This window comes from Burkholderia sp. Ap-955 (assembly GCF_011753045.1).
Taxonomy (GTDB): Bacteria; Pseudomonadota; Gammaproteobacteria; order Burkholderiales; family Burkholderiaceae; genus Burkholderia; species Burkholderia lata_D.
On record NZ_VWWH01000097.1, the window covers coordinates 1 to 25999 of the forward strand.

General features: G+C 68.1%; 20 protein-coding genes and 1 pseudogene. 14 read left to right on the top strand and 7 right to left on the bottom strand.

Annotated elements, in window-relative coordinates; all coding sequences use genetic code 11:
• The first annotated feature begins 416 nt into the window (after nt 1-416).
• From F3J15_RS31655 to F3J15_RS31675, 5 genes are all read left to right on the top strand, one after another.
• Nucleotides 417-1457: a rod shape-determining protein gene (locus F3J15_RS31655; protein ID WP_089426971.1), complete on the top strand. Its 1041-nt coding sequence runs from the start codon at nt 417-419 to the stop codon at nt 1455-1457.
• Nucleotides 1458-1681: 224 nt separating this feature from the next.
• Nucleotides 1682-2341, top strand: a complete 660-nt coding sequence (locus F3J15_RS31660; RefSeq protein ID WP_166896138.1) for a YdcF family protein — start codon at nt 1682-1684, stop codon at nt 2339-2341.
• Nucleotides 2342-2936: 595 nt separating this feature from the next.
• On the top strand, nt 2937-10043 hold the full coding sequence (locus F3J15_RS31665; protein WP_166896140.1) for an autotransporter-associated beta strand repeat-containing protein: 7107 nt from the start codon (nt 2937-2939) through the stop codon (nt 10041-10043).
• A gap of 155 nt (nt 10044-10198) precedes the next feature.
• On the top strand, nt 10199-12421 hold the full coding sequence (locus F3J15_RS31670) for an amylo-alpha-1,6-glucosidase (RefSeq protein WP_166896142.1): 2223 nt from the start codon (nt 10199-10201) through the stop codon (nt 12419-12421).
• 96 nt (nt 12422-12517) lie between these two features.
• Entirely contained in the window at nt 12518-12769 is a 252-nt protein-coding gene (locus F3J15_RS31675; RefSeq protein WP_011354368.1) for a hypothetical protein, read from the top strand.
• Between the two features lie 501 nt (nt 12770-13270).
• Here F3J15_RS31675 and penR read toward each other — a convergent pair.
• Nucleotides 13271-14161, bottom strand: a complete 891-nt coding sequence (gene penR / locus F3J15_RS31680) for a beta-lactamase transcriptional regulator PenR (protein WP_089433036.1) — start codon at nt 14159-14161, stop codon at nt 13271-13273.
• A gap of 128 nt (nt 14162-14289) precedes the next feature.
• Here penR and blaPEN-bcc point away from each other — a divergent pair, with 128 nt between their 5' ends.
• Entirely contained in the window at nt 14290-15240 is a 951-nt protein-coding gene (gene blaPEN-bcc / locus F3J15_RS31685; RefSeq protein ID WP_166896144.1) for a PEN family class A beta-lactamase, Bcc-type, read from the top strand.
• Nucleotides 15241-15719: 479 nt separating this feature from the next.
• Here blaPEN-bcc and F3J15_RS31690 read toward each other — a convergent pair whose 3' ends face one another.
• The 3 genes from F3J15_RS31690 to F3J15_RS31700 form a co-directional block, all read right to left on the bottom strand.
• Nucleotides 15720-15920 (bottom strand): membrane protein, encoded by a 201-nt coding sequence (locus F3J15_RS31690; protein WP_046548390.1) that lies wholly within the window; start codon nt 15918-15920, stop codon nt 15720-15722.
• A gap of 572 nt (nt 15921-16492) precedes the next feature.
• Complete coding sequence (locus tag F3J15_RS31695; protein ID WP_166896146.1) at nt 16493-16861, bottom strand: antibiotic biosynthesis monooxygenase family protein; 369 nt, start codon at nt 16859-16861, stop codon at nt 16493-16495.
• 35 nt (nt 16862-16896) lie between these two features.
• A complete protein-coding gene (locus tag F3J15_RS31700; RefSeq protein WP_089426978.1) occupies nt 16897-17343 on the bottom strand; it encodes a MarR family winged helix-turn-helix transcriptional regulator in 447 nt (148 codons plus the stop codon).
• A 176-nt stretch (nt 17344-17519) separates the two neighbouring features.
• Between F3J15_RS31700 and F3J15_RS31705 the strand changes: the two genes are divergently transcribed.
• Nucleotides 17520-18026: a hypothetical protein gene (locus F3J15_RS31705; RefSeq protein WP_166896148.1), complete on the top strand. Its 507-nt coding sequence runs from the start codon at nt 17520-17522 to the stop codon at nt 18024-18026.
• Nucleotides 18027-18163: 137 nt separating this feature from the next.
• Here the strand turns inward: F3J15_RS31705 and F3J15_RS31710 are convergent, their stop codons facing one another.
• The gene (locus F3J15_RS31710; RefSeq protein ID WP_166896150.1) at nt 18164-19540 is read right to left on the bottom strand and encodes an ATP-binding protein; all 1377 of its coding nucleotides are present in this window, start codon (nt 19538-19540) and stop codon (nt 18164-18166) included.
• On the bottom strand, nt 19537-20199 hold the full coding sequence (locus F3J15_RS31715) for a response regulator (RefSeq protein ID WP_069252188.1): 663 nt from the start codon (nt 20197-20199) through the stop codon (nt 19537-19539). The genes F3J15_RS31710 and F3J15_RS31715 overlap by 4 nt, the downstream gene beginning before the upstream one ends.
• 231 nt (nt 20200-20430) lie before the next feature.
• Here F3J15_RS31715 and F3J15_RS31720 point away from each other — a divergent pair, with 231 nt between their 5' ends.
• The 5 genes from F3J15_RS31720 (at nt 20431) to F3J15_RS31740 (ending at nt 25075) form a co-directional block, all read left to right on the top strand.
• Nucleotides 20431-20784 carry a NirD/YgiW/YdeI family stress tolerance protein gene (locus F3J15_RS31720; RefSeq protein ID WP_039366549.1) on the top strand — a complete coding sequence of 118 codons (354 nt, stop codon included), beginning with the start codon at nt 20431-20433 and terminating at the stop codon, nt 20782-20784.
• A 55-nt stretch (nt 20785-20839) separates the two neighbouring features.
• Nucleotides 20840-21700 carry a MurR/RpiR family transcriptional regulator gene (locus F3J15_RS31725; RefSeq protein ID WP_166896152.1) on the top strand — a complete coding sequence of 287 codons (861 nt, stop codon included), beginning with the start codon at nt 20840-20842 and terminating at the stop codon, nt 21698-21700.
• Nucleotides 21701-21752: 52 nt separating this feature from the next.
• Nucleotides 21753-22178: a GNAT family N-acetyltransferase gene (locus F3J15_RS31730; protein WP_166896154.1), complete on the top strand. Its 426-nt coding sequence runs from the start codon at nt 21753-21755 to the stop codon at nt 22176-22178.
• 193 nt (nt 22179-22371) lie between these two features.
• The gene (locus F3J15_RS31735) at nt 22372-24039 is read left to right on the top strand and encodes an ankyrin repeat domain-containing protein (RefSeq protein WP_166896157.1); all 1668 of its coding nucleotides are present in this window, start codon (nt 22372-22374) and stop codon (nt 24037-24039) included.
• A gap of 175 nt (nt 24040-24214) precedes the next feature.
• Nucleotides 24215-25075, top strand: coding sequence for an isocitrate lyase/phosphoenolpyruvate mutase family protein (locus F3J15_RS31740; protein WP_166896159.1), 861 nt, complete (start codon nt 24215-24217; stop codon nt 25073-25075).
• Nucleotides 25076-25126: 51 nt separating this feature from the next.
• On the opposite strand, the gene F3J15_RS31745 is transcribed toward F3J15_RS31740, so the two are convergent.
• Entirely contained in the window at nt 25127-25276 is a 150-nt protein-coding gene (locus tag F3J15_RS31745) for a hypothetical protein (RefSeq protein ID WP_166896161.1), read from the bottom strand.
• Nucleotides 25277-25413: 137 nt separating this feature from the next.
• Here F3J15_RS31745 and F3J15_RS31750 point away from each other — a divergent pair, with 137 nt between their 5' ends.
• Nucleotides 25414-25680, top strand: a complete 267-nt coding sequence (locus F3J15_RS31750) for a YodC family protein (RefSeq protein WP_011354382.1) — start codon at nt 25414-25416, stop codon at nt 25678-25680.
• A 101-nt stretch (nt 25681-25781) separates the two neighbouring features.
• Nucleotides 25782-25999: pseudogene (locus F3J15_RS31755) on the top strand (cytochrome P450); the annotation flags it as partial.

Genomic DNA, 25999 nt, shown 5'->3' on the forward strand with positions numbered 1-25999 from the left:
CGGCGCGCTGGCGGCAGCGACCGGGGCCGCGGCGGCGGAGTCGGCGGCCGGCAGCGGTTGCGCGGCGACCGTGCCGCACCAGAAGGCGACGAGCGTCGTGCAAAGCGGGCGCACCCGCGCCCAGCGGAAGGAAACGGTCGCTGTCATGGAGGAAATACCTGGCGTGATCGGGCGTCTGAGGCCTGCCGGGAGCAGGCAAGACCGAGAGATTACCGTGTTTTACAGACGCAATGCGAGAGGCTGTTGCGTCGCAGGACGCGTCCTGGTCGGCACTTTTGACAATTGTTTCGCGAAAAAATCATCTGAATTGCCTAAAGTATCGGAACGATTTGCCGCTAAGTTCTTGATAGGGCGGCGTGGACGCGCCGCGAAATGCGGCGCGGCTGCCCGGGTCCGCTCGATTACAAAGGTTTGATATGTCGACACCGCTGTTCGGAAAGTTGTTTGCGCAACCCGTTGCGATCGACCCTGGAACGGCGAGTACGCGGATTTATACGCACGAACGCGGCGTGGTGCTGAACCAGCCGTCGGTCGTCTGCTTCCGCAAGGCCGGTGCCGGTGCGACCGACGCGCGGCCGACGCTCGAGGCCGTCGGCGAGCTCGCGAAGGCGCTGCTCGGCCGCGAACCGGGGCATCTCGAAGCCGTGCGGCCGATGCGGCACGGCGTGATCGCCGACGCGCACGCGGCCGAGCAGATGATCCGCAGCTTCATCGACATGTCGCGCACGCGTTCGCGCTTCGGCCGCCGCGTCGAAGTCACGTTGTGCGTGCCGTCCGACGCGACGGCCGTCGAGCGCCGCGCGCTCCGCGAGGCCGCCTTCGCGGCAGGTGTGTCGGAGGTCGAACTGATCGAGGAATCGCTCGCGGCCGGGCTCGGCGCGGGGCTGCCGGTGACCGAGCCGGTCGGCTCGATGGTCGTCGATATCGGCGGCGGGACGACCGAAGTCGCGGTGATCGCGCTCGGCGGCATCGTCTACCGCGAGGCGATTCGCGTGGGCGGCAACCAGTTCGACGCGGCGATCGTCAACCATGTGCGCAACCTGTATGGCGTGCTGCTCGGCGAACAGACGGCCGAACACGTCAAGCAGACGATCGGCTCGGCCACCAGCGCGGTGCCGCGCCGGTCGACGCGCGCGGTCGGGCGGGGTGTCGGCGACGGGCTGCCGCGCTCGATCGAGCTGTCCAACCACGACGTGGCGGACGCGCTGGCCGCGCCGCTCAAGCAGGTGATCGGCGCGGTGAAGTCGGTGCTGGAGAATGCGCCGGCCGAACTCGTGACCGACATCGCGAATCGCGGCGTGGTGCTGACGGGCGGCGGCGCGCTGCTCGCGGATTTCGAACGCCTGCTGTACGACGAGACGGGGCTCGTCGCCCGGATCGCCGACGAGCCGGCTACCTGCGCGGTGCGCGGCGCGGGCGAGGCGATGGGGCGGCTCACGATGTGTCAGGTCGACTGATTCGGGTCGTGCCCAGGCGTCGCCGAGCGGCGCGGACATTTTCTTTCGTTCGATCTCCCTATTGCGTACCCGCGTCGCCGGGTATGTGTCTCCAGTCGACTTGCCGGAAGGCTGTCCGGCGTCGGTCCGTTGCGTGGACACCCGAACGCGCACCGTGCTAGCGTTACGCGCCCGTCCGGGGCCGGGCAAGCCGCTACGCCCGACGACCTGAGAGACCGAAAACCTTGAAAAACCACACCAAACGGGGCGTGTTTGCCCGCCTGGGCCGCCTGTTGGCCGTCGTCGCTTGCCTCTGGATCGTCGCGGCCGTTGCGCTCGTCGCGTACGGGATGCGGGTGCCGAGCGAGCCGGCCGACGTCGCCGTGATCTTCGGCAACGCGCTCGACGAGGCCGGCGCGCCGAAGCCCGTACTCGCCACCCGGCTCGACGTGGGCGTGCGCTGCTACCGCACGGGGCAGTGCCCGGCGTTCCTCGTCAGCGGCGCGATCGACGGCCCCGGGTTGAACGAGGCAACCGCGATGCGCGATTATCTCGTGGCGCGCGGCGTGCCCGCCGACCGGATCACGGTCGACGACCAGGGCGACAACACCCTCGCGACCGCGCAGCACACGCTCGCCTATCTGCAGGCGCACCGCCTGTCGCGTGTGGTGATCGTCAGTCAGTATTACCACCTCGCGCGGGCGCGCCTCGCATTCGAGCGCGTCGGCATCGCGCGGGCGGATATTTCTGCCGCCTATCCGCGCCGTTTCCAGTTGCGCGACGTCTACTCGAGCTGGCGTGAAGTGCCGGCGTACGCGGTGTATGCGGTGCGGCTGTGGGTGAACCCCGATGCGCGGCCGGTTTCGTTCCGGCCGATGCTTTATCTGATGAGCCTGTTTTCGTAACGGGGTGGTGGTGTTCGATCAATGCGCGACGGAAATCGAAAGGATCGGCCAAGTGCCGGATTTGCTTTCTTTCGTATGACGAATGGGAGCGCGGGGATTAGCTCGTGTCGATATTTTCCGTGTGTGCCGATATTGCGTTGCAATAAATCGTCTTGATAATCACACCGATATCGGTATTTTCACCGATGCGGCGAATCCCGTATTTTTGAGAAATATCAAACCGGCTGACAAGCGGCATCCGGAATTACCTGTTTGAAGCGTTCCGATAAGTAAAAAATGCGCGCTCACTGCACCCCCGAAATGAAAGGGTAAAAGATCGACTGGAAAAGCCTGTTTTTTTGATATAGCCTTGTCTGACAAAAAGCAGGGCGGTAATCAAATCAACCAGAAAATCGCTGCAGACAAAACAGGGGCCACCGACATGTCATTCGACTAGTTTCACGCCTGCCTGCCAGGGCCAATAAAAGATTCGTCCATGAATTAGCCGACGTCGCGTCGCGACAGCCGGGGGGGGCACGCTTTTGTCCGCGATTTTCTGCGGCCGGCTGTTCGATTTCACGGTAATGCCAATTCCAATAACATAACGAGGGAAAGCATGAATCTTGCGCGTTCGAAAAAATCCGGCGAACCGTTTCCGAAATTGCTGTTGCCGACGGGTGTTTTTCTGGCGCTGTCCGGCGCCGGTATCGTGCCCGCCTATGCGACCTGTAGCACGGCGGGCACGACGGTGACCTGCTCCGGGGTCGCCAACCCGCTTGCGCCGAGCTATTCGAACAGCGCGAACAATATCCACGCGACCGTCAACCCCGGAGCGAGCGTCGGCGTGCTGCTCGGCGTCGGTGGCACCGCGATGTCGCTGACGGGCAACAATACCCAGCTGACCAACAACGGCACGATCGACCCGTCGGCGCTCGGCTCCGGCCTCGGCGTGCTGTCGAGCGGCGCGGTGATCGGCAACGCGGCGGCGAGCGCCGGCACCACCGTCATCAACAACGGCACGATGAACGGCTCGACCGGCGTGGCGATCAGCGGCGTGACGGGTATGGCGCTGTCGGTCCAGAACGGCACGGGCGGCACGTCGACGATCAACAACACCGGCACGATCGGCTCGAACCCGCTGGTCGGCGCGACTCTCACCGGCGCGGATGCACCCGTGGTCGCCGCATACGGCGGCGCCGCGGTCAACATGACGAACAGCGGGACGATCACCGGCCGCGTGTCGCTCGGTTCGAACGGCACGCCCGGGGCGGGCAATACGTTCGTCAACTCGGGCACGATCAACGGCAGCGTGTCGATGGGCGCGAACAGCACGAACGCGTTCACCGCCGTGACGGGCTCGTCGGTCAACGCGGCGGGTGGCACCGGGGGCGCACTGAACATCACGGTCGGCCCGATCACGCTCGGTGTCGCGGCGACGGGCACGGTCGACGGCGGCGCGGGCGGTGACAACACGCTCAAGCTGCAACAGGGGGCGAGCGCGAACGGCACGATCGCGGCCAACAACTACATCAACTTCAATCACGTCGATGTCCAGAGCGGCAACTGGACGATCAACGGCGCGTCGACCGCGCAGGACGCGACGCTGGCGGGCGGCGTGGCGATCATCAACAACAACGCGTCGCTCGGTACCGGCAGCATCACGGCCACCGGTGGCGCGCTGCAGGCGGGTGCGGTCGGGCTCAATGTCGCCAACGACGTGACGCTCAACGCGGGCGGGTTGACGGTGCAGGGTTCGACCGGGCTCACGCTGTCGGGCACGGTAACGGGCGGCGGCGCGCTGACGAAGAACGACAGCGGCACGCTGACGCTGTCCGGCGCGAACAACTACACGGGCGGCACGAACCTGAACGCAGGTGGCCTCGTCGTGGGCAACAACGCGGCGCTCGGCACCGGTGCACTGAACGTCAACGGCTCGGCCACACTCGACTCGAGTATGAACGCGACGCTCAACAACACCGTCAATCTCGCCACGGGCACGACGCTGACGGTCGGCGGCAGCAACAATCTCGGGCTGGCCGGCAGCATCAGCGGCAACGGCGGCCTCGTGAAGAACGGTGCGGCGACCACGACGCTGACGGGCACGAACACCTACACGGGCGGCACGACGATCAACAGCGGTACGCTCGCGCTGGGCGCGGGCGGCAGCCTCGCGGCGAGCGGTACGGTGAACCTGAGTGGCGCGGGCGCGACGTTCGACCTGAGCGGCGCATCGGGCACGCAGACGGTCGGCGCGCTGGCGGGCGCGGCGGGCACCAACGTGAACCTCGGCGGCAATTCGCTGACGTTGAACGGCAACGGCAATGCGACGTACGCGGGTACGATCGGTGGCTCGGGCGGTGTCACGCTCACGGGTACGGGCACGCAGGCGTTGACCGGCACCAACGTGTACACGGGCGGGACGAACCTGAACGGCGGCAACCTCGTCGTCGGCAGCAATACGGCGCTCGGCCTCGGCGCGGTGAACGTGAACGGCTCGTCGACGCTCGACGCGACCACCAACGTGTCGCTCGCGAACGGTGTCAACATCGCCACCGGCACGACGCTGACACTCGGCGGCAGCACGAATCTCGGCCTGAACGGCACGGTGTCGGGTGGCGGCGGTCTCGTGAAGAACGGTGCGGCGACCGTGACGCTGTCCGGTGCGAACAACTACGCCGGCGGCACGACCCTGAACGCAGGCGGCCTGGTGCTCGGCAACAATGCGGCGCTCGGCACGGGCGCGCTGACCGTCGGCGGCGCGGCGACGCTCGATACGAACACGAACCTGTCGGTCAACAACGCAGTCAACCTCAACACCGGTTCGACGCTGACACTGGGCGGCAGCAATGCCCTCACGCTGAACGGCGGCATCGCCGGCGCGGGCGGTCTCGTGAAGGACGGCGCGGCAACGACGACGTTGACGGCCGCGAACACCTACACGGGCGGCACGACGATCAACGCGGGCACGCTGGCGATCAGCGGGGGCGGCAGCCTCGCGGCGACCGGCGCGATGAACCTGGCCGGCGCGGGTGCGACGCTCGACGTCAGCGCCGCGACCGGTGCGCAGTCGATCGGTGCGCTGTCCGGTGTCGCCGGGACGAACGTCGCGCTGGGCGGTAACGCGCTGACGCTGGGCGGAACGGCCAGCGGCACCTTCAGCGGCGCGATCGGCGGCACCGGCAGCCTGACGCTGGCGGGCAGCGGCACGCAGACGCTGAACGGCGCGAGCACCTACTCGGGCGGCACGAACCTGAGCGGTGGCAGCAGCGTGGTGCTCGGCAACAATGCGGCGCTCGGCACGGGGGCGCTCAACGTCGCAGGCACGGCGACGCTCGACACGAACGCGAGCCTGTCGGTCGCCAACGCGGTCAATCTTGGCAACGGTTCGTCGCTGACGCTCGGTGGCAGCAATGCGCTCGCACTGAGTGGCGGCATTTCCGGCGCGGGCGGTCTCGTGAAGAACGGCCCGGCGACCACGACACTCACGGGCGCGAACACCTATACGGGCGGTACGACGATCAACGCGGGCACGCTGGCCGTGGGCGCGGGCGGCAGCCTGGCGGCGACGGGCGCGGTGAACCTGGCAGGCGCGGGCGCGGCGCTCGACCTGGGCGCGGCGACCAGTGCCCAGACGATCGGCGCGCTGTCGGGTGTCGCGGGGACGACCGTCAACATGGGCGGCAACGGGCTGACGCTGGGCGGGACCGCCAGCGGCACCTTCAGCGGCGTGATCGGCGGGGCGGGCAGCCTGACGCTGGCCGGCACCGGCACGCAGACGCTGAACGGCGCGAACGTCTATACGGGCGGCACGAACCTGAACAGCGGCGGCCTGGTGCTCGGCAACAACGGGGCGCTCGGCGGCGGCGCGCTGAACGTCGGCGGCGCGGCGACGCTCGACACGAGCGCGAGCCTGTCGGTCAACAACGCGGTCGATCTCGGCACCGGCGCGACGCTGACGCTCGGCGGCAGCAACGCGCTCACGTTGAACGGCGGCATCACCGGCGCGGGTGCCCTCGTGAAGAACGGCGCGGCGACGACGACGCTGACGAGCGCGGCCAACTACACGGGCGGCACGACGATCAACGCGGGCACGCTGGCGCTCGGTGCCGGCGGCAGCCTGGCGGCGACAGGCGCGGTGAACGTGGCCGGCGTGGGCGCGACACTCGACCTGAGCGGCGCGACGGGCGCACAGACGATCGGCGCACTGAGCGGCGTCGCCGGTTCGGCCGTGAGCCTCGGCGCGAACGGCCTGACGGTAAGCGGGACCGCCAGCGGCAATTTCGGCGGCACGATCGGCGGCACCGGCGGCCTGACCGTGGCCGGCACGGGCACGCAAACGCTGTCCGGCACGAACACGTATACGGGCGGCACGACGATCAACGGCGGCAGCACGTTGGCGCTGGGCGCGGGCGGCAGCCTCGCGTCGGGCAGCGCGGTGAATCTCGCCGGCACGGGCGCGACGTTCAACCTGAGCGGCGCGACGGGCTCGCAGACGCTCGGCACGCTGTCCGGCGGCGCAGGCACGAACGTGAATCTCGGCGCGAATGGGCTCACGCTGAACGGCAGCGGCAACAACACGTTCGGCGGCACGATCGGCGGCACCGGTAGCGTGACGTTCGCGGGCGCCGGCACGCAGACGCTGACGGGCGCGAATACCTACACGGGCGGCACGACGATCAACGGCGGCAGCACGCTGGCGTTGAGTGCGGGCGGCAGCCTCGCATCGGGCAGCACGGTGAATCTGGCCGGCACGGGTGCGACGTTCGACGTGAGCGGCGCGACGGGCGCGCAGACACTCGGCGCGTTGAACGGCGCGGGCGGCACGAACGTGAACCTCGGCGGCAACGCACTGACGTTGAACGGAAGCGGCGGGACGTTCGGCGGCACGATCGGCGGCACCGGCAGCGTGACGTTCGCGGGCGCCGGCACACAGACGCTGACGGGCGCGAACACCTACACGGGCGGCACGACCATCAACGGCGGCAGCACGTTGGCGCTTGGCGCGGGCGGCAGCCTCGCATCGGGTAGTGCGGTGAATCTGGCCGGCACGGGGGCGACGTTCAACCTGAGCGGCGCATCGGGCCCGCAGACACTCGGCACGCTGTCCGGCGGCACCGGCACGAACGTGAACCTCGGCACGAATGCGCTCACGCTGAACGGCGCCGGCAACAACACGTTCGGCGGCGTGATCGGCGGTACGGGCGGCGTGACGTTCGCGGGTACCGGCACGCAGACGCTGACGGGCGCCAATACGTACACGGGCGGCACGACCATCAATGGCGGCAGCACGTTGGCGCTCGGTGCGGGTGGCAGTCTCGCGTCGGGCAGCGCGGTGAATCTCGCCGGCGCGGGTGCGACGTTCAACGTGAGCGGCGCATCGGGCTCGCAGACGATCGGCGCGTTGAACGGCGCGGCCAATACGAACGTGAACCTCGGCACGAATGCGCTCACGCTGAACGGCAGCGGCAATAGCACGTTCGGCGGCGCGATCGGCGGCACGGGCGGCGTGACGTTCGCCGGCACCGGCACGCAGACGCTGACGGGGGCGAACACCTACACGGGCGGCACGACGATCAACGGCGGCAGCACGCTGGCGCTCGGCGCGGGCGGCAGCCTCGCGTCGACCGGCGCGGTGAACCTCGCGGGCGCGGGTGCGACGTTCGATGCGAGCGGCGCGACAGGCGCGCAGACGATCGGCACGTTGAACGGCGCGGCCGGCGCGACCGTCAATCTCGGCGCCAATGCGCTGACGTTGAACGGGAGCGGCAACGGCACGTTCGGCGGGACGATCGGCGGCACGGGCGGCGTGACGATCGCCGGCACCGGCATCCAGACGCTGACAGGCGCGAACACGTACACGGGCGGTACCACGATCGCGGCCGGCGGCGCGCTGCAACTGGGCAACGGCGGCACGTCGGGCAGCATCGCCGGCAATGTCGTCGACAACGGCACGCTGATCGTCAATCAATCCGGCAACGTGACGATCGCAAGCGTACTGTCCGGTGCGGGTTCGCTCACGCAGGCCGGCAGCGGGCAACTGACGTTGACGGGCACCAGCACGCTGAGCGGCCCGACCACGGTCAGCGCGGGCACGCTTGCCGTCAACGGGTCGCTCGGCCAGTCGACCGTGACCGTGCAGAACGGTGCGACGGTCACGGGCACCGGCACGATCGGCGGCCTCGTGGTGCAGGGTGGCGCGACGGCGGCCGCGTCGCAGCCGGGCGCGGCGCTGAACGTGGGCGGCAACGTCACGTTCCAGCCGGGCTCGACGTTCCAGGTCGCGGCCTCGCCGCAGCAAAGCGGCAGTCTCGCGGCAAGCGGCACGGCGACGCTGAACGGCGGCACCGTGCAGGTGCTCGCGAACCAGAGCGGCTACCAGCCGAGCACGACCTATACGATCCTCTCCGCAGGGTCGGGCGTGCAGGGCACGTTCAGCCAGGTGAATGCGAACTACGCGTTCCTCGCGCCGACGCTCAGCTACGATCCGGATCACGTGTACCTGCGGCTGGTCTCGAACGGTACCGCGTTTCCCGATGTCGCGACGACGCCGAACCAGCGCTCGGTCGCGGCCGCGCTCGGCGGGCTCGGCGCCGGCAACCCGTTGTACGACGCCGTGGTGACGACCGATGCGACGACCGCACGCCGCGCCTACGGGCTGCTCGACGGCGAACTGCAGGCGAGCCTGAAGAGCATGCTGCTGCTCGACAGCCGCTATGTGCGCGACGCGGTGACGGATCGTGTCCGCCAGGGCCTCGCGCCGGGATCGGGCCCGCTCGCCGCGCTGTCATCGGGTGGCGCGGCCTTGTGCGGCGACAACACGGCCGGCGCGGTCGACCCGACGCTGCCGCCGGAACGCCGGATCGGCTCGCGCGACGGCTGCTACGGCGGCACGCCTTACCAGCCGGTCGTCTGGGGGCAGGCGTTCGGCGGCCGCAGCCGGCTCACCGGCGACGGCAACGCATCGACGGTCAACCGCAGCATGACGGGCTTCATCGCCGGTGCCGACATGGCGCTCAACGACAAGTGGCGTGCGGGCCTGGCCGCAGGCGTCACGCACAGCTCGCTCGACAACGACCAGAGTTCGTCGGCGTCGGTGAACAGCTACTACCTGTCGCTGTACGGCGGCGCGCAGTACGGCGCACTCGGCGTGCGCGGCGGCGCGTCGTACACGTGGTACCGCATCAACAGCGACCGTTCGCCAGGCTTCGCGGGCTTCTCCGATCACGATTCGGCCGGCTACGACGCGAATTCGGCGCAGGTGTTCGGCGAAGTCGGCTACGCGCTGCCGGTCGGGCCCGTGGCGATCGAACCGTTCGCGGGCCTCGCGTATGTGAACCTGCATACCGACGGCTATACGGAAACCGGTGGCGCGGCCGCGCTGCGCGCCGGCGGCGAGACGACGCACGTCGGCTTCTCGACCCTCGGCGTGCGCGCGGCGTCGCAGCTCGGCTCGATCGCGAGCGGCACGTTCACCGCGCGCGGGACGGTCGGCTGGCGGCATGCGTTCGGCAACGTGACGCCGTCGTCGGCGTTCACGTTCGCGAACGGCGGCACGTCGTTCCAGGTATCGGGCGTGCCGATTGCTCGCGACAGCGCCGTGCTCGAGGCCGGCATCGACGCGAACATCACGAAGCGCCTGACACTCGGCCTCACGTACAGCGGCCAGTACGGCAGCGGCGTGCGCGACAACGCGATACTCGGCAACATCCTGTGGAAGTTCTGAACGATTACTGATGTGCCTGAACGCGACGCCATGCGGCGACGGCAACGTCGCACGGCGTCGCGGCTTTTTCCTCGCTGCGCACGTTCCCCGTTCTGTCCTATCCTGTGCGAAACACGCGACGCGCCGCGCGTTGCGGACCCGACACAGGAGCATCGATGCCGAATCACGCTGAAGCCACGACGACCCAGGCGCCGCAAGTCGCGCCTGTTGCCCCGATCTCACCGACGGGCCCCGCGTTCATCGCGCCCGAAGCCGATCCGCAGGCACTGGCGCGCAACAACCAGTACGTGCTGAAATCCGGCGACGCGTTCGTGGTCAGCGACGCGCTCGGCGACATCGGCGGTCACGACGACGGCCTGTTCGTGGACGACATGCGCGTGCTGTCGAAGTGGCGCCTGACCTTCGGCGGCCGCGCGCCGTCGCTGCTGTCGGGCGCGACGAGCGCCGACAACGCGTCGTTCACCGCCCACCTGACGAACCGTCCGCTGCCGCCGCTCGGGGGCCACGAAACGCCCGAGGGCGTGATCCACATCGAGCGGATGCGCGTGCTCGCGGGCGACGTGCTTTACGAAGCGCTGACGCTGACGAACTACGGCGCGATCGAAGCCGAGGTGCCGCTGTCGCTGTCGTTCGCGGCCGATTTCAAGGACATGTTCGAGGTGCGCGGCACGCAGCGCCCGAAGCGCGGTGCTGTGGCGGCGCCGCGCGTCGACGCGGGCGCGGTGCGGCTGCGCTATGACGGCCTCGACAGCGTCGAGCGCAACGTGACCGTGCATTTCTCGCCGGCGCCCGATGCGCTGTCGGTCGATCGTGCCGACTACACGCTGACGATCGCCGCGCAGGCCTGCGTGTCGATCTACCTGACCGTCGACGCGACGCTCGGCCCCGCGCATGCGGAAGGGCCGGGATGCGGCCGCGTCGCGCTGCGCACCGCGCTCGTCGGCGTGCACCGCGAGATGCGCGCGCGGCGCGAATCGATGGCGCGTGTGAACACCGGCAATCCGCTGTTCGATGCGTGGCTCGACCGTTCGCTCGCGGATCTCGGGCTGCTCACGACGCAGCTCGACACGGGGCCGTACCCGTACGCGGGCATTCCGTGGTTCTCGACGCCGTTCGGCCGCGACGCGGTGATCACGTCGCTGCAGATGCTGTGGCTGCAGCCGTCGCTCGCGCGCGGCGTGCTGCGGTTCCTGGCCGAGCACCAGGCGCTCGAAACTTCCGCATTCCGCGACGCGGAGCCCGGCAAGATCATGCACGAGTTCCGCCGCAGCGAGATGGCCGCGACGGGCGAGGTGCCGTTCGCGCTGTACTACGGCGGGGTCGATACGACGCCGCTGTTCATCGTGCTCGCGGGCGCCTATGTCGAACGCACCGGCGACGATGCGCTGATCGACGAGCTGTGGCCCGCGCTCGAGCGCGCCGCGCAATGGGTGATCGACAAGTGCGACCGCAATCCTTACGGACTGCTCGATTACCAGCGCACGTCGGAGCGCGGCCTCGCGAACCAGGGCTGGAAAGACAGCCACGATTCGGTGTTCCACGCGGACGGCCGTTTCCCGGACGGGCCGATCGCGCTCGTCGAGGTGCAGGCGTATGCGTGCGCGGCGCTCGATGCGATGTCGATGTGCTCGCACCGGCGCGGCCACGCGGCCGATGCCACACGCTATGCGTTGCGCGCGAAGACGCTGCGCGAGCAGGTCGACGCGCTGTTCTGGATGCCGGAAGGCGATTTCTACGGTATCGCGCTCGATGGTCATGGCGACCTGTGCCGCGTGTTCGCGTCGAACGCGGGCCATCTGCTCGCATTCGGGCTGCCCGACGCCGAACGCGGCGCGGCGGTCGCCGGCGTGCTCGGCTCGGCGCTGTTCCAGACGGGTTGGGGCATCCGCACGCTCGCGGCCGGCCAGCCGCGCTTCAACCCGATGGCGTATCACAACGGCTCGGTGTGGCCGCACGACAATGCGCTGATCGCGCGCGGGCTGGCGCGCTACGGTGACAAGACCGCCGCGGTGAACCTGCTGCGCGCGCTGTTCGAGGCGGCGGTGAGCTTCGAGATGCGTCTGCCCGAACTGTTCTGCGGGTTCCCGCGCCGGCGCGGTGAACCGCCGACCGCGTATCCGGTGGCCTGCCTGCCGCAGGCGTGGGCGGCCGGTGCGCCGTTCATGATGCTGCAGGCCTGCCTCGGCGTGAGCATCGACGCATCGCGCCACGAGGTGCGCGTCGAGCGCCCGACGCTGCCGGAAGGCGTCGACTGGCTGCGGATCGACGCGTTGCGCGTCGGTGACGAAACCGTGTCGCTCACGTTCCGCCGTGTCGACGGCCAGGTCGTCGCGTCGGCGGAGCAGCCGGGCCGTGTGAAGGTGGTCGCGGTGCTGTAGCGCGGCGCTGTGCGAACGTTGCGCGATGTCGCGCCACGTTCGCGTGCAGCGGCATAGAATCGTGACATGACCCTTGAACGATGGCGGAGGTAGACGATGACGACCGACAACCGGCCCGACGACAGTGAGCACAAGCTCGAGAATCTGGAAGCGGCGGTCGACCACCTGCACAAGTCGATCGAATCGCAGAGCATCGCGGTCGGCGCGGCGAAGGGCATCCTGTTCAGCCTGATCGAAACGCTCGGTGCGCTGATCGGCGATCCCGACCTGCCCGAGCATGCGCGCTCGGGTTACGAGGCGCTGCGCGACAAGGCGAGCGAATTGCGCGGCGGGCTCGACCGGCATTGATGCCCGGATGGCCCCGGCCCCGGCGCGTGCCGCACGGGCTGCGCCGGGGCTGCCCGATTCTGTAGACGAAGCACAAAACCCCGTGCGCTCAAGGAGTTAGGTGGCCGGTGCGCAGGATATCCACAAGCTTGCCAACACAATCTGTGGAGAACCGTCCGGCCCCGAGCCGGGTGCGGCGCGGGCCGTGCGAAAGCGCCGGCGCTGCCACAGGGTTGACCTCGCAAGGTCCGTGTATTGAATCCCCTTTTGTATCAGGATGTTACGCGCCGCATTGGAAGGATATCCACAGGCTTGCCAACAAATTCTGTGGACAACTCGCAATCGATTGCGTCGCGACAGTTGAGGATCGCCCTGCCCGGGGCCGGCTCGCGACGCCCGTGAACAGAGGCTGCCCGATGTCTGCGTCGGCACGCTAATTCGTGCGCGATCAAGGGCTTAGGCCCCGGGTACCCAGGATATCCACATCCTTGCCAACACTTTCTGTGGACAAGCCGGGCCGCGTCATTCGGCCTGCGCCGTCGCGGCCGCCTCGGCCACGATCCAGTCGCGAAAGAGCGTCATTGCCGGCGTGAGCGGTTTCGACTTCAACGAAGTGAGCCAGTAGCCGCCGGCGCGCACGTCGATGTCGAGCGGCCGCACGAGCAGGCCGAGCTGCAGTTCGCGCGCGAACATGCACGCCGGCGCGAGCGCGACGCCCGCGCCCTGCATCGCGGCCTCGACCATCAGCCGCGACGAATCGAACACGGGCCCGTTGACCGCCCACGGCGCGAGCTGCGCGGCATCGAACCAGCCGTGCCATTCGTCGGTGCGGTACGAGCGCAGCAGCGTTTCGTTCGCGAGATCGGCCGGTTGCGCGAGGCGCCGCGCGATGTCCGGCGCGCACAGCGCGGTGAGCGGCGCGTCGAGCAGGCGCTCGTTGCGCGTGGCCGGCCAGTTGCCTTCCCCGAAGCGGATCGCGAAGTCGAGGCCCTCTGCGGCCAAGTCGACGACGTTGTTGTTGGTCCGCATCCGCAGCTCGACGAACGGATGCGTGTCGCCGAACTGCTTCAAGCGTGGCATTAGCCAGCCTAGGGCAAACGTGCCGACGACGCCGAGCGTCAGCACCTCGTGGAAGCGCCCGCCGTCGAACTGCTTGAGCACGGTCTCGATGCGGCTGAACGCGTCGCTGAGCACCGGCAGTAGCGCGCGCCCCTCGTCGGTGAGCCCGAGGCCGCGCGGCAACCGTGTGAACAGCGTACAGCCGAGCCGTTCCTCCAGCGAGCGCACCTGCTGGCTGACTGCGGCCTGGGTCACGCTCAGCTCGAGGCCGGCGCGGGTGAAGTTCAGGTGGCGCGCCGACGATTCGAACGCGCGCAGCGCATTGAGCGGAAGATGAGGGCGGAGCTTAGTCATAAGAATTTCTTTTGTCAGCGCTCAATTATCGTTGCTTGTCAGGCAACCGTAAAGTCCCGATAGTGCTGTCTCGCCGGCCGGGCGCGTTCAACACCCTTTCGCTCACATTCCACCACGAGACAACCGACATGACCTACTCATCGAAACGTCGAACCCTGTTGCTGGCCGCTGCGACGGCGCCGCTCGCATTGACCGTCGCCGCGTGCGCGTCGCGGCAGACTGCTGCACCGGACCCGTCGTCGAGCGAGGCCGCCGCCGCGGTCAGGGCAGCCACGGCAGCCTCGCTCGATGCCGAGACGTACGATGCGCTGGCGGCGCTCGAACGCAGCGCGGGCGGCCGCCTCGGCGTATGTGCGATCGACATCGCGAGCGGCCGGCGCGTGGAACATCGCCAGAACGAGCGCTTCCCGTTCTGCAGCACGTTCAAGGCGATGCTGAGCGCGGCGGTGCTGGCGCAGAGCGTCGATCGACCGGCGTTGCTGCAACAGCGCGTGATGTACACCAAGGCCGACCTCGTCAACTATTCGCCGGTGTCTGGGAAGCATGTCGACGACGGCATGACGGTCGCCGCGCTGTGCGAGGCCACGATCCAGTACAGCGACAACTCGGCCGCGAACCTGCTGATGAAGCTGCTCGGCGGCCCGTCGGCGGTGACGGCCTATGCACGCTCGATCGGCGACGACACGTTCCGGCTCGATCGATGGGAGACCGAACTGAATACCGCGCTGCCGGGCGACCCGCGCGACACGACGACGCCGGCCGCGATGGCCGCGAGCATGCGCGTGCTGATGGTCGGCGAGGCGCTGCCGGCCGCGCAGCGTGCGCAGCTCGTCGCGTGGATGCGCGGCAACAAGGTCGGCGACAAGCGGATCCGTGCGGGCGTGCCGGCCGGGTGGACGGTCGGCGACAAGACGGGCACCGGCGACTACGGGACGACCAACGACGCGGGTGTCATGTGGTCGCCGTCGGGTGCGCCGGTCGCGCTGGCCGTGTACTACACGCAGGCGCGTGCCGATGCGCGCGCGAAGGACGACGTGATCGCGTCGGTCGCACGCATCGTGGTCCGGGCATTCGGTTGAGGCGGGCGGCACGACGTGCGTGACGCGACCCGCGTGCATGCCGTGCCGCAACCGTGACCCGCGTGATCAAACGTTGTGCGATCAACGACTTAGGTCACGCATGCTCAGGATATCCACATGCTTGCCAACAAAAATTGTGGACAAGCCCGCGCGCGGCCGCATCCGGCGTGGCGCGGGCCGCCGTGCCGCGTTTGAGGCGGCACGGACAAAGTCTTATGGATCAAGCGCTTGGCGTTGGTATGCGCAGGCTATCCACACGCTTGCCAACACAATCTGTGGACAAGCCGGTCCGCACGCGCGGATGGCGCTCGGTCATGTGGCGAATGGGCGTGCGGGCAGCACTTTCCCGGCCGCGTGCCGCATTTGAAGCGGCGCGGACAAAGTCTTTCGGATCAAGCGCTTGGTCGCGGTATGCGCAGGCTATCCACATGCTTGCCAACAAAATCTGTGGACAAGCCATGCGGCCGCGGTGGCGACAGTCAGGGCTGCCGATCGTCGACGGTGGGCCAGCGCGCGAACGCGAACACCCACAACATGATGAAGTTCAGGACCGGGACGAACATCGTCAGGATCCACCAGCCCGAATGCCCGGTGCGCCGGACGATGCGGACGTACGGATAGATGACGACGGCGACCAGCACGAGTGAGACGACCAGCTGCCACGCGGTGAAGTGTTCCATGGTCTTCCTCGGAGTGAGGTGTCGTGGTGCGGCGCCGGCGGAACGGCCGGCCCGTTGAGCCGTCGCGAGAAGCCGATGATGCGCGGCCGCGTGCGGCTCGCGTGATCTTGACGTGTGGCGTGCGCGAGCGTCAAGGCGACGGTGAGGCGCTGCTGTTGCGCGGGATCGTGCGCTTGCGCGCAGGCCGGGACCGTAGGGTGCCGCAACCGTGACGCCGCGCATGAACCGTCGTGCGATCAATGGGTTAGCGCAGGCTTGCGCAGGATATCCACAAGCTTGCCAACAAAATCTGTGGGTAAGTGGCGCCGCGCATGGCGGGCACGTGTGCGCCGACTGCGGCGTGCATCGTCGTGGCGTCGTGATGCGAAGTGCGGCGAAGCGGTGTCTGCGATCGCCATCACCGGGGTCTCGTCTGCATCACGCGTGCCAAAGTCCGTCGGATCAAGGGCTTAGCGTTGCGGTGCGCAGGATATCCACAAGCTTGCCAACATTTTCTGTGGAGAAGTCCGGGTGCGCGAGCGACGCGCGACACGCCCGCCAATGCCACGCGTTGCCCCGATTCCCGCGTGCACTCACGCGGTGCAGATACCGGCCACACCGACTTTCTGGAACAGGTGCGGGCTCGCGACGGCGGACGACGGATAGGCCGACAGCTTGGCGACGAACGCCGGATGCGTGAACGCCGCGCGAAACGCCGCGGTCGATTCCCAGATCGCGTAGTTCAGGCAAGTCGGACTGTCGCCGAGCGCGCGATGCAACTGGGTCGAGATGAATCCCGGCTGCCGCTTCATGAATTCGGCGTCGTCCTTCCACGCGGCGAGAAAGTCCGCTTCGTCGGCGGCGGCCAGCGTGAACACGTTGACGAGGACGACCGGCTCCGCGTCGATGGCGATCTGTTGCTGGATCGGAAAGGCCGGATCCATCGGTTTGAAATGAGGCATGGGAACTCCTGTGGGTGAGCGGGGTGATTGAACGTTCACGTCGATGCATCGGCGCCATGCGCACGGGACATCGCCGACAGCACGCGGATCGCCGCATCCAGGTCAGCCGAACTGAAATCGCCGGCGATGTCGCGGACATGCTGTTGCCACTGCCCGACCACGGCCTGATAGGCCGCCTCGCCGCGCGGCGTCAGCGCGTACAAAGGGGAGCGCTTGTGTGCCGGATTGGGTAGCGACTCAACCAGCCCTTCGTCGGTCAGCACGTTGATCTGTTTCAGCACCGCTTGCCGCGTGATGCCCATCGCGTCGGCGATCTGCGGGATGTTCGGGGCTTCCGGCGCCAGCGAGATGGCGCCCAGCACCTGCCAGCGCGCACTGGTCAGGCCGTGCGGCCCGGCAAAGGTGTTGCCCCATTCGATCAGCAGGCCGTTCAACCGGAATACGGACAGCGCGACGGTGGTCAACTTCGCGGATTTCGTCATGTTCGATACGCAGGATGAATTGACAACTACTTTACGTATTGGACAACTGGTTGTCAATTTTGCGATTGACCGTCACGGAGCGAGACCGGGTAGGTAAACTGGCGATGCGATCCGGCACCGGTAACATTTGCCGCGCCGGATGGCAGGCCAACAATAAGGAACCTGGAGAGAAATCAGTGAGAACGATCTGGAAATCGATCGCCGTGCCGTTGATGGCGGCGGTATGCGGCACGAGTGCGCATGCCTGTCAGCCGGCCTACCGTCACACCGAGTATTTCGGCGAGCGCACCTACCTGAGCGAACAAATTCGCGACAAGGTGCTCGACGACATCCGTGCCAATCACTACACCGTCATCGAGCCGCAAATCGGCTTGCTGTTCTATCCGATCGTCAGAAAGGGCAACGCGATCTACCTCGGCAACCAGCCGATCGCGACGGAGAAGGACTCGTTCTGGTATCTCGGGCACGGCTATTACCAGTTGAACGGCCAGCTCTATTACATGGGCGAGCGAGTCGGTGCGTATCCGAGCGGAGGCACCGTCGTCGTTCATGTCGAGGATCGCACGCGCCCCAGGCCGGACGACTATCCGAAGGGGCGACTGTATTGCCGTGTCGAGCATCACGCCAGCATCCTCGAAACCTCGACCGGCCTGCGGATCGAGCGAATCGTCGACGACAACTGAGTCGGGTGCGTAGCTGACCCAGCCGGGCGCATTTGCCGCGCACGACGGGCAAACCCTTTCGGATCAAGGGCTTGGTGTCGTTAATGGAAGGTTGTCCACAAGCTTGCCAACACAATCTGTGGAAAAGCCGTGCGGCGTCAGGCCGGCAGCGGAAAGCGCACCGTGACGGTCAACCCGCGTCCGCCGTGCGTCGTGCTGAGCGCGACCGTCGCGCGATGCTGCTCAGCGATCCGCTTGACGATCGACAGCCCGAGCCCGCTGCCGGACGACGTGACGGCCTGTGCGCCTTCACCGCGATAGAAGCGCTCCCACACGTCGTTGCGCTCGGCTTCCGGGATCCCGGGGCCGTCGTCGGCGACTTCGAGTACGGGCGTCGTGCCATCGATCCGCGCGGACACATCGACGCGCGCACCGTCGCCCGCATAGCGGACCGCATTGTCGACGAGGTTGTTCAGCAGTACGCGCAACGTGTCCGCGTTGCCCGACGTCATCACCGGTGTCGACACGATCGCGCCGAGATCGATCCGGTGCGCGTCGGCGACGCGCGTGCGATCCGATACCACCGACCGGCACAGCGCGGCGAGATCGACGGGGGCCGACGCGGAGGCGGCCGCCTGCGCGTCGGGCTCGAGGCGCGCGAGCGTCAGCAACTGCTCGGCAAGGTGGCCGAGGCGTGTCGTGCCTGCATGGATCTGCGCGAGGATGTGCTCGCGCTCTTCGGCGGTCGCTGCGCGCCGCAGCAGCTGCGACTGGATCGACAGCCCCATGATCGGCGTGCGCAACTCGTGCGCGGCATCGGCGATGAAGTGGCGCTGCAGCGTGAACGAGCGGTCGAGGCGTGCGAGCAGGTCGTTGATCGCTTCGGCGAGCGGTCGGACTTCGTTCGGCATCGAGCCGACATCGACCGGTTCCAGATTGTTCGCATTCCTGCGTTTGAGGCCGGATGCGATCGTGCGCAGCGGCCGCAACCCCGCGCCGATGCCGAACCACAGGCCGATCGCGAGCAGCGGCAGCATCGAGAACACGGGCCACAGCAGGTGCACGGCGATGGCCGCGATCGCTTCCCATCGCGCATGACGTGCCTGCGCGAGCCGGATCGTCGTGCCGCCGCGCTCGGTGACATAGGTGCGCCACGGCTGGCCGCCGACGTCGACGCTCGCGATGCCTTTCTGCTCGGGCGGCGGCAGTTTCGAATCGCGGTCGGTCGAATACACGAGCGTGCCGTTGCGCCAGACCTGCAGCAGCACGGCGTCGGGGTCGCTCGCTTCGAAGCCGTGCTTGCCGTTGGCATGGTTGCTGAACGACAGCTCGCCGTTCGGGCCGACGACGATCTGCTTCGACATGCTGCGCATCTGGTCGTCGAGCAGGTCGTCGAGCTCGCGCAGCGCGCCCCAGTAGGTGCCCGCACTCGCGACGAGGCCGATCACGCATGCGGCCGGCAGCAGCCACGTCAGCAGGCGCTGCCGCAGCGACGTGTTGCGCCAGCGCGCGATCGCCCGTTGCATGTGCGTCATGCGCCGTCACCGATCCGGTAGCCGACGCCGCGCACCGTGCGGATCGTGTCGTGGCCGAGCTTCTTGCGCAGGTTGTGGATATGCACCTGCACGGCGTTGCTCTCGATTTCCTCGCCCCAGCTGTACAGGCGCTCCTCGAACTGCTCGCGCGAAATCACCGCGCCCGGGTCGCGCATCAGCTCGTGCAGCAGCACGAACTCCTTCGGCGACAGCGGCACTTCGTCGTCGTTGAGCCAGACGAGGTGCTTGACGGGGTCGAGCCGCAGCGGGCCGATCACGAGCGTCGTCTGCGCGCGGCCCGCATGGCGGCGGTTCACGGCGCGGATCCGGGCGAGCAATTCGTCGAGCTCGAACGGCTTGACGAGATAGTCGTCCGCGCCGCTGTCGAGGCCGGCGATGCGGTCGGGCACGCCGTCGCGCGCGGTGATGATGATCGCGGGGAGGGTTTCGTCGCGGCGGCGCAGCGCGGCGAGCACCGACAGGCCGTCGCGGTTCGGCAGCCCGAGATCGAGCAGCAGCAGGCCGTAGCCGGTCGCGCGCAGCGCGAGCGACGCGGCGTCGCCGTCCTTCACCCAGTCGACCGCGAAGCCTTCCTGTTTGAGGCCCTGTTCGAGCCCGCTGCCGATCAGCGGATCGTCCTCGACGAGCAATACGCGCATGAATTGGTGTCTCTTCAACGGGGCGCCGTGGCACCCGGGGTTCTCATGATAAGCGCCTGTGTCTTAGGCGGACCTTAAATGCGGGCGGCGCGCGGTGGCCTTTCGTACGTGTCTGATGCGGCACCGTGTCACTTCGGCGCGACCTTCAGGCTTGCTTAATCTTACGGTCCGTAATCTGGGACGTCGCGTTCAACGGAGCGCGGCATCCCATCGAAGAAGAGGAACGAGATCATGAAACACCTGGCCAGAATCCTGACGGTCGCGCTCGCCACGCTGCCTGCCGCCGTCTACGCGCAATACACGGGGCCCTCCGCGCTGACCACGACCACCGTGAAGGAACTGCTCGCAAACGGCAAGGACGACCAGCACGTGCAGTTGCAGGGCCGCATCGTCAAGCATGTCGGCGGCGAGGATTACGAATTCGCCGATGCGACCGGCACGATCCGCGTCGAGATCGACCACAAGCTGTGGGCGGCCGGCCAGCCCGTCAGCGACAAGAACGAAGTGAAGGTGACCGGCGAATTCGAGCGCAAATGGTCGGGCAGCGTGAAGGTCGACGCCGATCACGTCGAAGTGCTGCGCTGACCGGTGCGCGCGGGGCCGGTGATACCATGGACGACCGGTTCCCGTTCCCACCAAGATGGCCGCCAATTTCGACGAACTCGCGTCCCGGATCCGGGCGCAATTTTCCGAGCTGAGCCCGCAATTCCAGGCGGGCGCCGCCTTCCTGCTCGATCATCCCGACGAAGTCGCCACCTCGTCGATGCGCAAGGTCGCCCAGCGCGCGCAGGTGCAGCCCGCATCGCTCGTGCGGCTCGCGCAGCAATTCGGTTTCCCCGGCTGGAACGAGCTGCGCGATCTGTGCGTGGCACGCGTGCGCACGCGCCCCGAGCCGCTCACGCAGCGGGCGCGCTCGCTCGTGCGGCCCGACGCGAAGGCGTCGCTCGCGCACGACCTGCTCGCCGCGCAACAACACAACCTGTCCGCCACCGCCGCGCAGAACGAGCACGCGCTCGCCGATGCCGCGAAACTGATCCGCAAGGCGTCGCACGTGCATGTCGCTGGGTTTCGCTCGTGCTATCCGGTCGCGTTCGGCTTCGTGTACGGCTACCGGCTGTTCCGTCCGACCGTGTCGCTGCTCAATGGCGTCGCCGGTTCGCTCGAGATGGAGCTACGCACGATCGCGAAGCAGAGCGTGACCATCGTCGTCAGCTTCGCGCCGTATTCGCAGGAAGCGACGCGCGTCGCGCAGGCCGCGAAGGCGCAGGGCAGCCGGATCGTCGCGATCACCGACAGCGCGGTATCGCCGATCGCACTGCACGCGGATGCGCAACTGATCTTCACGCACGACAGCCCGTCGTTCTTCCCGTCGCTGGTCGCCGCGCATGCGATGGCCGAAGCGCTGGTCGCGCAGTTGCTGGCGCTCGAAGGCGGCGATGCGATCGCCGCGCTCGAGCGCACGGAAGCGGAACTGCACGCGAAGGGCGCTTACGTCGTTTGACGCGGTTCGCGCGGCGCCCCTTCCTCATTCAGGATTCAAGCGGATTCAACCGATGACGTTCACATACGAGGTGACGGACGCGGGCGACGCGAACGTTCGCAAGCAGATCGTCGCGCCGCTCATCCGGTTCAACGAAAGCCAAGCGGGCCCGATCGATGCCCGGCCGCTGGCCGTGGTCGTGACCGATGGCGAGGGTGCGGTGGTCGGTGGCCTGTGGGGCAGCACGGCGTACGGCTGGCTGCATGTCGACCTGCTCGTGGTGCCCGAGGCCGCGCGCGGCCAGGGCGCGGGTACGCGCATCATGGATCTGGCCGAGGCGGAGGCCGTTGCGCGCGGCTGCCACGGCGCGTGGCTCGACACGTTCGACTTCCAGGCACGGCCGTTTTACGAGAAACGCGGCTATGTCCGCTTCGGCGAGTTGCCGGATTATCCGGTCGGACATTCGCGCATTTTCCTGACGAAGACGCTCGCGGGCTGAGTGCCGCCGTCGCACGGCGCGGCGCGGTTGACGAGGTCGCCGGTCGTCGCCTAGGATACCGGGCAGCGATGCAGGTCGCTTCCGGGTCCGCGGAAAGGGTTGAACCCACCTGTCGCAGCAAATTCAGCTTTCCCCCTGTCCTTTGTGCTGGCGGTATTGCGGACCTTCGGCCATTCACTGCACGAGGATTCGCATGAAAAAGCTGCCTCCCAAGGCCAATCCCGATCATCTGAAAAAGCAGGCCAAGGCGTTGTTGCGCCTGTACCGGCAAGGTGACGCCGATGCCGTCGCGCGCTTCGTCCGGTTTCTTCCTGCCGCCGCGAACCGCACGCACGACGAAGCGCTCGCGCTCGGGCTTCGGCTGCATGACGCGCAATCCTGCATCGCGCGCGAGTACGGCTTTGCGTCATGGGCTGATCTCGGCGCGTTCGTCGAAACGCATGCGCTGGCGGGGCAACAGCGTTCGCAACTGATCCGGCGCTGGCTCGATCTGGCGTACGGGGGCGACGTGACCGGCGGCGACGGCGCGCCCCGGCCGCGCGTCGCCGCACAATTGTTGCTCGACCATCCGGATCTTGTCGCGGTCGATTCGACCGTCGCGTGCGCGGCCGGCGATCTCGACGCCGTGCAGGCGGCGCTGGCCGCCGATCCGGGCTGGATCGCGCGTGCCGGCGGCGCGCTGAAGCTGCCGCCGTTGGTCGCCGTCACGCATTCGCGGCTCGGGCAGCTTCCCGAGTTTGCCGCCAGGCTGCGCGCCTGCGCGCGTCTTCTGCTCGATGCCGGCGCCGATCCGAACCAGCGGATCGGCAACCGGTTTGCGCCGGCCTCGCTCGCCGAACCCGACGAAGCGGGGCCGCTGTCGGCGCTGTACGGCGCGGCGGGCGTCAATCGCGATCCGGTTCTCACCGCGATGCTGCTGGAAGCCGGCGCCGACCCGAATGACGGCGAATCGCTGTATCACTCGGTGGAAAATCCGGCCTGCACGCGCGTGCTGCTCGAACATGGCGCGCGGGTGGGCGGGACGAATGCGTTGCGGCGCGCGCTCGACATGCGCGACGCGGATGCGCTCGAACTGCTGCTCGCGCATGGCGGCGACCCGAACGAGCCGCCCGGCGCGGGGCTCGCGCAGACCTGGGGCGCACCATTGTTGCGGGCGATCGGCGTGCGCTGCTCGGCGCGCCACGTCGCCGCGCTGCTGGCGGCCGGCGCCGATCCCTGCGTGCAAACGCCGACAGGTATCAGCGCCTACCGGCTGGCGATGCAGACCGGGCTGTCCGACGTCGCGGCCTTGTTGCGTGCGGCCGGTGCGGAGGAGGCGCTCGACGCGGCGGACGCGTTCGTGGCGGCCTGCGCGCGCGCCGACGCCGACGATGCGCGGCGCATCCAGGCGCGGCATCCCGAACTGCCCGGCGCGCTGCCCGCTGAACGGCTGCGGTTGCTGCCGGACGCGGCCGCGTGGGGTTCGGGCTACGCGGTGAAGGTCATGGTCGAACTGGGCTGGCCAATCGCCGCGCGGGGCGGCGACTGGGACGCGAGCGCGCTGAATCACGCGGTGTTCCGCGGCGACGCGGACTTGCTGGCGTTCCTGCTCGCGCACGGCGCGAACTGGCGCGACCTGCACGGGTTCGGGAGCGACGCGCTCGGCACGTTGTCGTGGGCATCCGTCAACGAACCGGAGCAGGTGGGCGCGGCCGACTGGGAGGCTTGCGCGCGGGTGCTGCTCGCGCACGGCGTGCCGCACGCCACGCGGGACCCGTCGAATCCGGACGACGTGCTGATCGACGGCCGCGCGATGCGCTTCTCCGACGCCGTCACCGACGTGTTGCTCGGCATCGACGGCGGGCCGACCGCCTCGATCTGAACGACCGTGGGCCGGCGACGGGCAGGCGGCGGTGCCGCCCCGCTCGTTGCCGGCGGCTGGCGTACAGTCGGCGTGCCGGGTTTTCCCGGTCGCGCGACGACATTTCGGCGAACGCTGAAACGTCGCGTGCACGACCGGCGTAAGCTCGGTCGTCAACTTCCTTCCGGAGTCCGCGATGACCCGTTCCGACCTGCAAGCCCGCCAAGCCGAGGCCTTCCGCGCACTGCATGCGCGCCCCGGCGCCTTCATCATCCCGAACCCGTGGGACGCCGGCACCGCGCGCCTGCTCGCGATGGCCGGCTTCGAGGCGCTCGCGACCACGAGTGCCGGCTACGCGTTTTCGAAAGGGCAGCCAGACAACGCGATCGACCGCGACGCGATGCTCGATCACATCGCCGAGATCGTCGCCGCGGGCGGTTTGCCCGTCAGCGCCGATCTGGAGAACGGCTTCGGCGACGCGCCCGACACGGTGGCCGAAACGATCCGGCTCGCGGCCGAGGCCGGCGCGGTGGGCGGCTCGATCGAGGACGCGACGGGCCGTGCCGACGCGCCGATCTACGCACGCGAAGCGGCGATCGAGCGTATCGCGGCGGCCGTCGACGCGGCACGCGCGCTGCCGTTCCCGTTCACGCTGACGGCGCGCTGCGAAAACTACCTGCATGGCCGCCATGACCTCGCCGACACGATCGCGCGGCTCGTCGCCTATCGCGACGCGGGCGCCGACGTGCTGTACGCGCCGGGCATCACCGATGCGGACGACATCGCGGCGGTGACGCGGGCGGTCGGCGCGCCCGTGAACGTCGTGATGGGGCTGCAGGGCGGATTGCTGAGCCTCGACGCGCTGGCGGCGCTCGGCGTGAAGCGCGTGAGCGTCGGCGGCGCGCTGGCGCGGGCCGCGCTCGGCGCCTTTCTGCGCGCGGCGAAGGAGATGGCGCAGGACGGCACGTTTACGTTTACGCAAGCTGCCGTGCCCGGGCGCGATATCAACCGCTGGTTTGCGTCACCCGATAATTCGCCGGTTTTGTTCGGGGAGTGACCCGCAGATAAATCGTGGGATCGTTTTCAGTCGAAAGCTGATTGACAATAATCAACCGATTTCGCGTCTGAAATAAACGTCGCTGACGACGCAAAATACATCGTCTATTCTCCGCATTCCCGCCCGTTCGACCGGCGCCTGCGTACAAGCCAAGCCGGATCGGGCGATCGGGCGATCGCCGTGCGTGTCGATGCCGCCCATTGTTGCATTTCCTCGGTCAGTATGTTTTTGAACGCGGGAGTTGCCGGCTGATTATTTGATTGATAATCTGCGGCACGTTCGAAAGAACAGTGGGTGGTCCGCCGGGAATATCGATATATATAAATGCTGAGAGAGCGATGACGAACCGAGAAAATCAACGCGTCAGGTTTCGCGTCGGCGATGTCGTGACGCTGAAGACGGGCGGGCCGCGCATGACCGTCACCTATGCCGGGCCGGTCGTATTCGACGACGGCGACTGGCTGATCTGCCAGTGGTTCGACGAAAACGGCGAATTCCGGCAGGAAATGTTCCCGCACGACACGGTGGTGCCCGAGCCGCGCGCGATTTCGGCCGGGCGCGTCCGCATGCGCATGCAGTCGCATCGCTACCGGTCGGCGGCCTGACGATCACCTGTCGTCGTAATGCAGTCACACCCGGCACCCGCGCCGCGACATTTCACGTCAGCCCGAAACGTGCGGCGGTGCGTTGCACGGATACTGTCTGCATGAACCCGACCGATCCCATCGCAGCGGTCACGCACCGCGATCCCTATCCCTACTATGCGGCGCTCGTCGACGGGCCGCCGCTCGCGTTCGACGCCACGCTCGGCCTGTGGGTCGCGAGCCGCGCGGCCGCCGTGACGGCCGTGCTCGGCCATCCGGCCTGCCGGGTTCGCCCGCTGGACGCCCCGGTGCCGCCCGCATTGCGCGGCACGACGGCCGG